We start from the raw sequence: 4,961 nt of genomic DNA, 5'->3' as shown, positions 1-4,961 counted from the left end.
CGGCTTGCCGCACGCGGCGCGGCGCGCATCGGTGCCGGCGCCGTCACCCTTCTTTCTCCGGCCTCTGCCCTTGCGGTCAATGCCATGCATCTGACGGCCATCATGCTGCGCCGCGTCGAGGATGAGACCGAGCTTCAGGCTTTCATGGAACAGCGCCGCCCCTCTGCTTTCGTGCTCGGGCCCGGTTTCGGTGTCGGGTCACGGGCCTGCCGCTTCGCCGAACGGGTTCTGTCCGGATCGGCGGCCGCGCAAAGTGCGCATCTGGTTCTCGACGCCGATGGGATCACCGCCTTTGCCGACGATCCCGCGCCTCTTTTCGAAGCCGCGGACAAGAGTGCTTCCACGCTGGTGCTGACGCCGCATGAAGGCGAGTTCGCCCGCCTGTTTCCCGATCTCGCGGGTGAGAAGGCCGTGTCGAAGCTGGAAAGCGCCCGCAATGCGGCCGCACGGGCCCATGCCGTCGTCGTTCTGAAGGGTGCCGATACCGTCATCGCGGCACCCGACGGGCGCACGGCGATCAACGCCAATGCAACGCCCGATCTCGCCACCGCCGGCTCCGGCGACGTGCTGGCGGGAATGATCGCCGGGCTCATGGGGCAGGGCATGCTCGGCTTCGAGGCGGCCTGCGCGGCGGTCTACCTGCACGCCGACGCGGGCAGGGCGGTGGGGCCGGGGCTGATCGCCGAGGATCTGCCCGAGGCCCTCATGCCGGTGCTGCGGGACATGGGCGCCGCGCGTCCTTTTGAACCTGAAAGGGACGCTGCAAGCCGTTGAAACCACGTATCATGCTGCTTTCCGAAACCAATTTGATTTCGGGCGATGTGGTAGGGGCAAAGCCTGTTATGTTGCATAAAGCGTGTTAGCGATTTTACCCATCGCCGTTGCGTGATCCTCACTCGGGAACAGGTGGTCATACCGGTCCTTGGCGACGACATGAGAGACGCGGCCGCTGTTGCGGACACGACTTAGCGCGCGCCAAGCTCCTGGTCGCTCTCCGATACGAGCAAGTGGCGCTTCCGGGGCAGGTAGGCCCCTCCATCGAGACCTATCAGGTAAGCAATCAGCTTTTCCTTCACCTCGTTGTGCAGATACCAGCAGGAAAAGGAGTCCGTCCCCGCTATCCAAATCCACAGCACCGCGGTTTCGCCGTTGATTTCGGCCATCTCGACAAGTGGCTTGTCGTCCGTCGAGCGCGGATCGTTCTTGACGATCGCCGCGACCTTCTCGCGGATCTTGTCGACATCGATGCGATAATCGACCGGCAGCTTCACAATCCGCTTCACCGCCTCGCCCTTCTTCGACCAGTTCTCAAAGGGCCGCGATAGCAACTCCGAGTGCGGGACGATCAGCCGCGTATCGGTCCATGTGTGTAGGACAGTATGCGCGAAGGAGATGTCCTCGACGATGGCCCATTGTCCGTCGAAGACCACGATGTCGCCAATACGTGCCGGATCGGTCATGGCGATCTGCAGCCCCGATACCATGTTGCCCAGGAGCGGTCGGGCGGCGATCGCTACGAGGACGCCGAGAGCACCTGCTGACGCCAACACCGAAACGCCGAAATCCTCGAATAGACCCACCCGCACCAGTACATAGCCGATGCTAAGAAGCGCGATCACGGCGAGCGCCAGGCGCCGTGCAACATAGGTAGTCGTCTTGATACGGCGATTTTCCGGATCGTCTTCCGCGAGCGGGACCACGTAGCGTTCGCTCAGCCCGAGCGTGAGAAAGTCCGCGATCCGCAGGAGCAGCCATGCTCCCGCCGCAAACGCGACCAGTTCGGACACGACGTCGAGATAGGCCGCGACCGGTCCGGTAAGCAAAAAGAGGTGCTGTGTTCCCGCGCGAAACGCGAGCGCTGCCGACAAGATGGCGAGCGGCAAGACGAGCTTCTGTGCCTTTTGCGCTCTCAGGGGTGACAGGCGGCGTGAAACAAGGCGCGCGAAAAATCGGATCGTGAGCCCGAAGAGGACGGCCGCCAGGAGCAGGGCAGAGGCTGCCGACCACTCCCACATCGAGGGCTCTCCCAACGACCTTAGGCGCTCCCTCAGGGGTATCCAGCGGCCGAGAAGTCCCGGTTCGATTTCAGAAAATACGTCGCTCACATGCTGCACGGCGAAGGGAGAAAAGTGCCAGGTCGCCTCTTTCTCACCGGTATGGAAGCGCTGAATACTGATCGGAACGGGCCGCCCGTCGAGCGTTACCTCTCCAAGTTCGACCGACCGCCGGCTATAGGGAGCAACCGACCGTTGGACATCCGGCAGAACGCGCGCGTCCGGTTGGTCGGGCAGATCGCTCCAGTTCACCAGATCAAACCGCCTGAGTACGAACGCCATCCTTAGAGCCAGCTCGGGCCCCTGCTCGCTCTGCTGCTGAACTGGAATCGCATTCAGATTGAGAACATGCGCGGCCCTGGCAAAATCCTCGTTCTGGACGGCGTTGAGAAAAGCTTCGATTGCCGCGCGCGGCGTGTCGAGTTGAAGAGGTGGGTCTGCCGGCGGCAAGCCCTCGTTGATCACCTCGAGATCGAACGCGAACGGCTCAGCGGATTCCTCCCCGCCATCCTGAGCGAGGGCTTTCCCCGATATCGTGACGGCGCAGAGGAAAAAGGCTGTTAAGATCAGAAAGCTGCGCACACGCCCGGATCTCCCGATTGGTCGCCGCAATTGCAGGGAACGTTCCAGCGGAGCGGCCGTTCCAATGGCCACTCGGGTGATCAGGGAAATCAGCCACGACGTGCGGGGGTCCGGGGGCAGGGGCGGGATCGTCTCCGGCGGAGATTTGTGCTCGCCGCCGCAATGTCTCATAGTGGATGAGGACCGAAAGCAGCATCAGCGCGCGCCGGCACCATACGGTGAGGCTTTTTTCAGCATGCCAGTGGCCTGCTTCTGTGCCTCCTGCTATCAGAGTGGCGCAGGGGGAATTATGGAGAGAATCGACCATGAAAAATCGTAAATGGGCATCTGCCCCGGTGATGCTTTTGGCGGTGGTGCTAGCTGGTTGCGCGGCGAATGAGCAGCAGCAACGCGCGGGAACCGGGGCTTTGCTGGGTGCGGGCGCTGGGGCGCTTGCTGGACAGGCACTCGGCCGCGATACAAAGAGCACGTTGGCCGGGGCGGCCGGTGGAGCGATTCTCGGTGGTGTCATTGGCTCAGCGACAACGCCGCGGCGGCAGGGACAGGAATTTTGTCGATACCGGGCGGCGGACGGGAGCATCTACACCGCGCCATGCGACGAACGGTATTAGCTGGAAGGGCAAGTGCTGATCAGGGAGCCTGACTAGCGCGGCCAAGCATCGACATTAATTCAAGCTGGCAAGCGCCGCGTGCGCCCCTTCCGCAAAAAAGCGGGAGGGGTTATCTCTTGCTTCGAAACGATGTTGAAGTTTCTTCTTCCTGGACAGGGCGCGCAACGCGGCTTCGAATTGGGGACGTTTTTCACCCACCGCGTTAATGATTTGAGCGGCGTGCTTTCCGTTTCCCGTCTCGACCAAACCTCTCAGAGCTAAGCCCCTCGGCCAAAGCAAGCCGGCAAGCCTCCCATACGCCACCGACACCGCGCCAAACCAGGCAACAGCCTGGAATTCTGGGCAATTCTGGCGACACCGAATGACGCATGCAATCAGGTGAATTTTCGGCTTTGTATCTGTTTTTGGTGAGCGCGCAGGGGCTCGAACCCTGGACCTACTGATTAAAAGTCAGTTGCTCTACCAGCTGAGCTACGCGCTCCTGCACGGACGTGCGTGTCGAAGTGCGGCGGAACATAGTGAGACGCGGTCGGGCGGTCAACTCCAAAGGCCGCTCTCGGCTGGCGTCTGTCGGCCCTTTGCGCCAAGGCCTGCGCGGCTGCGGCGCTTTGCCACGAGATGGTGATTGGAGCGTGTGGCGGTTGGCCGTTATATGCAGGGCATCGGACCGCATCATGTGGATTGAGGAATGGCGATCGATATCGGCTATACAAGCGCGCTTCTGGCGGGGGCCGTGTCGTTCCTATCGCCCTGCGTCCTGCCGCTGGTGCCGCCTTATCTCTGCTACATGGCGGGTGTTTCGGTGGAGGACTTCCGCCGGCCCGAGGAGCACGCCGGTGCGCGGCTGGCGCTGCTTTCCGCCGCGCTCGCCTTCGTCCTCGGTTTTTCCACCGTCTTCGTGGCGCTGGGCGCCGGCGCTTCGACGATCGGGGCGCTGCTGCGCGCCTGGCAGCAGGAACTTGCCATGGCGGCCGGCGTGGTCATCATTCTCATGGGGCTCAACTTTCTGGGTGTCGTGCGCATCCCGCTGCTTTCCCGCGAGGCGCGCTTCCGGGCCGGCGGTAAGCCGGCGGGTCTCGGTGCGGCCTATGTGATGGGGCTGGCCTTCGGTTTCGGATGGACGCCCTGCATCGGGCCGGTTCTGGGCCCCATCCTGACGCTTGCCGGCGGGCGCGAAACGGTGGGCGAGGGGGCGCTGATGCTAGGGGTCTATTCGGCCGGGCTCGGCATTCCCTTCCTTGTCGCAGCCCTTTTCTCCGACAGCTTCATGCGCTTCCTGCAGCGCTTCCGCATGCATCTGGGAACGGTGGAAAAGGTGATCGGCGGCCTGCTCGTGATCGCTGGCGTTCTGTTCCTGACGGGCGGCATGCAGACCATGGCTTATTGGCTTCTGGAAACTTTTCCCACCCTGGGCCGGCTCGGATAGCGCATTGGCGCCCGTCCCCTCGGGTGCTACAAATCGAGCGATTCCCGGTCTGAAAGCGGATTTTCCCATGGACGACAGAAGCTGCCTTGCCGTCATCCTTGCCGCGGGCGAGGGCACCCGCATGAAGAGCACGACACCGAAGGTGCTGCACAAGATCGCCGGGCTGGAAATGGTCGCGCATGTGATGGCGACGGCCGGAAGGGCCGGCGCGGACGCCATGGCCCTCGTCGTCGGCAACGGGGCCGCGCAGGTCGAGGCCGCCCTAGAGGGGGGGGCGGGCGGCAGCGT

At 63.1% G+C, this 4,961-nt stretch carries 5 protein-coding genes and 1 tRNA gene; 4 read left to right on the top strand and 2 right to left on the bottom strand.

Translation table 11 applies throughout. The features are described from left to right. The coding region (locus tag ACFP9U_RS23835) for an NAD(P)H-hydrate dehydratase (protein WP_378625256.1) at positions 1 to 774 on the top strand (774 nt) is incomplete at its 5' end. Between the two features lie 191 nt (positions 775 to 965). Here the strand turns inward: ACFP9U_RS23835 and ACFP9U_RS23830 are convergent. Then, positions 966 to 2,636: a mechanosensitive ion channel family protein gene (locus ACFP9U_RS23830; protein WP_378625254.1), complete on the bottom strand. Its 1,671-nt coding sequence runs from the start codon at positions 2,634 to 2,636 to the stop codon at positions 966 to 968. 176 nt (positions 2,637 to 2,812) lie between these two features. On the opposite strand from ACFP9U_RS23830, the gene ACFP9U_RS23825 reads away from it, so the two are divergent. Continuing rightward, positions 2,813 to 3,247: a glycine zipper 2TM domain-containing protein gene (locus ACFP9U_RS23825; protein WP_378625253.1), complete on the top strand. Its 435-nt coding sequence runs from the start codon at positions 2,813 to 2,815 to the stop codon at positions 3,245 to 3,247. 405 nt (positions 3,248 to 3,652) lie between these two features. Here ACFP9U_RS23825 and ACFP9U_RS23820 read toward each other — a convergent pair. Next, positions 3,653 to 3,728: transfer RNA gene (locus ACFP9U_RS23820), tRNA-Lys, on the bottom strand. Positions 3,729 to 3,935: 207 nt separating this feature from the next. Here ACFP9U_RS23820 and ACFP9U_RS23815 point away from each other — a divergent pair. Both ACFP9U_RS23815 and ACFP9U_RS23810 read left to right on the top strand, forming a co-directional pair. Next, the gene (locus tag ACFP9U_RS23815; RefSeq protein ID WP_378625251.1) at positions 3,936 to 4,673 is read left to right on the top strand and encodes a cytochrome c biogenesis CcdA family protein; all 738 of its coding nucleotides are present in this window, start codon (positions 3,936 to 3,938) and stop codon (positions 4,671 to 4,673) included. A gap of 67 nt (positions 4,674 to 4,740) precedes the next feature. Continuing rightward, on the top strand, positions 4,741 to 4,961 hold a 221-nt coding region (locus tag ACFP9U_RS23810), incomplete at its 3' end, for an NTP transferase domain-containing protein (RefSeq protein WP_378625250.1).

It is taken from the genome of Nitratireductor sp. GCM10026969, assembly GCF_042660605.1.
GTDB lineage: Bacteria > Pseudomonadota > Alphaproteobacteria > Rhizobiales > Rhizobiaceae > Chelativorans.
This window is presented reverse-complemented; position numbering and strand designations above follow the sequence as displayed.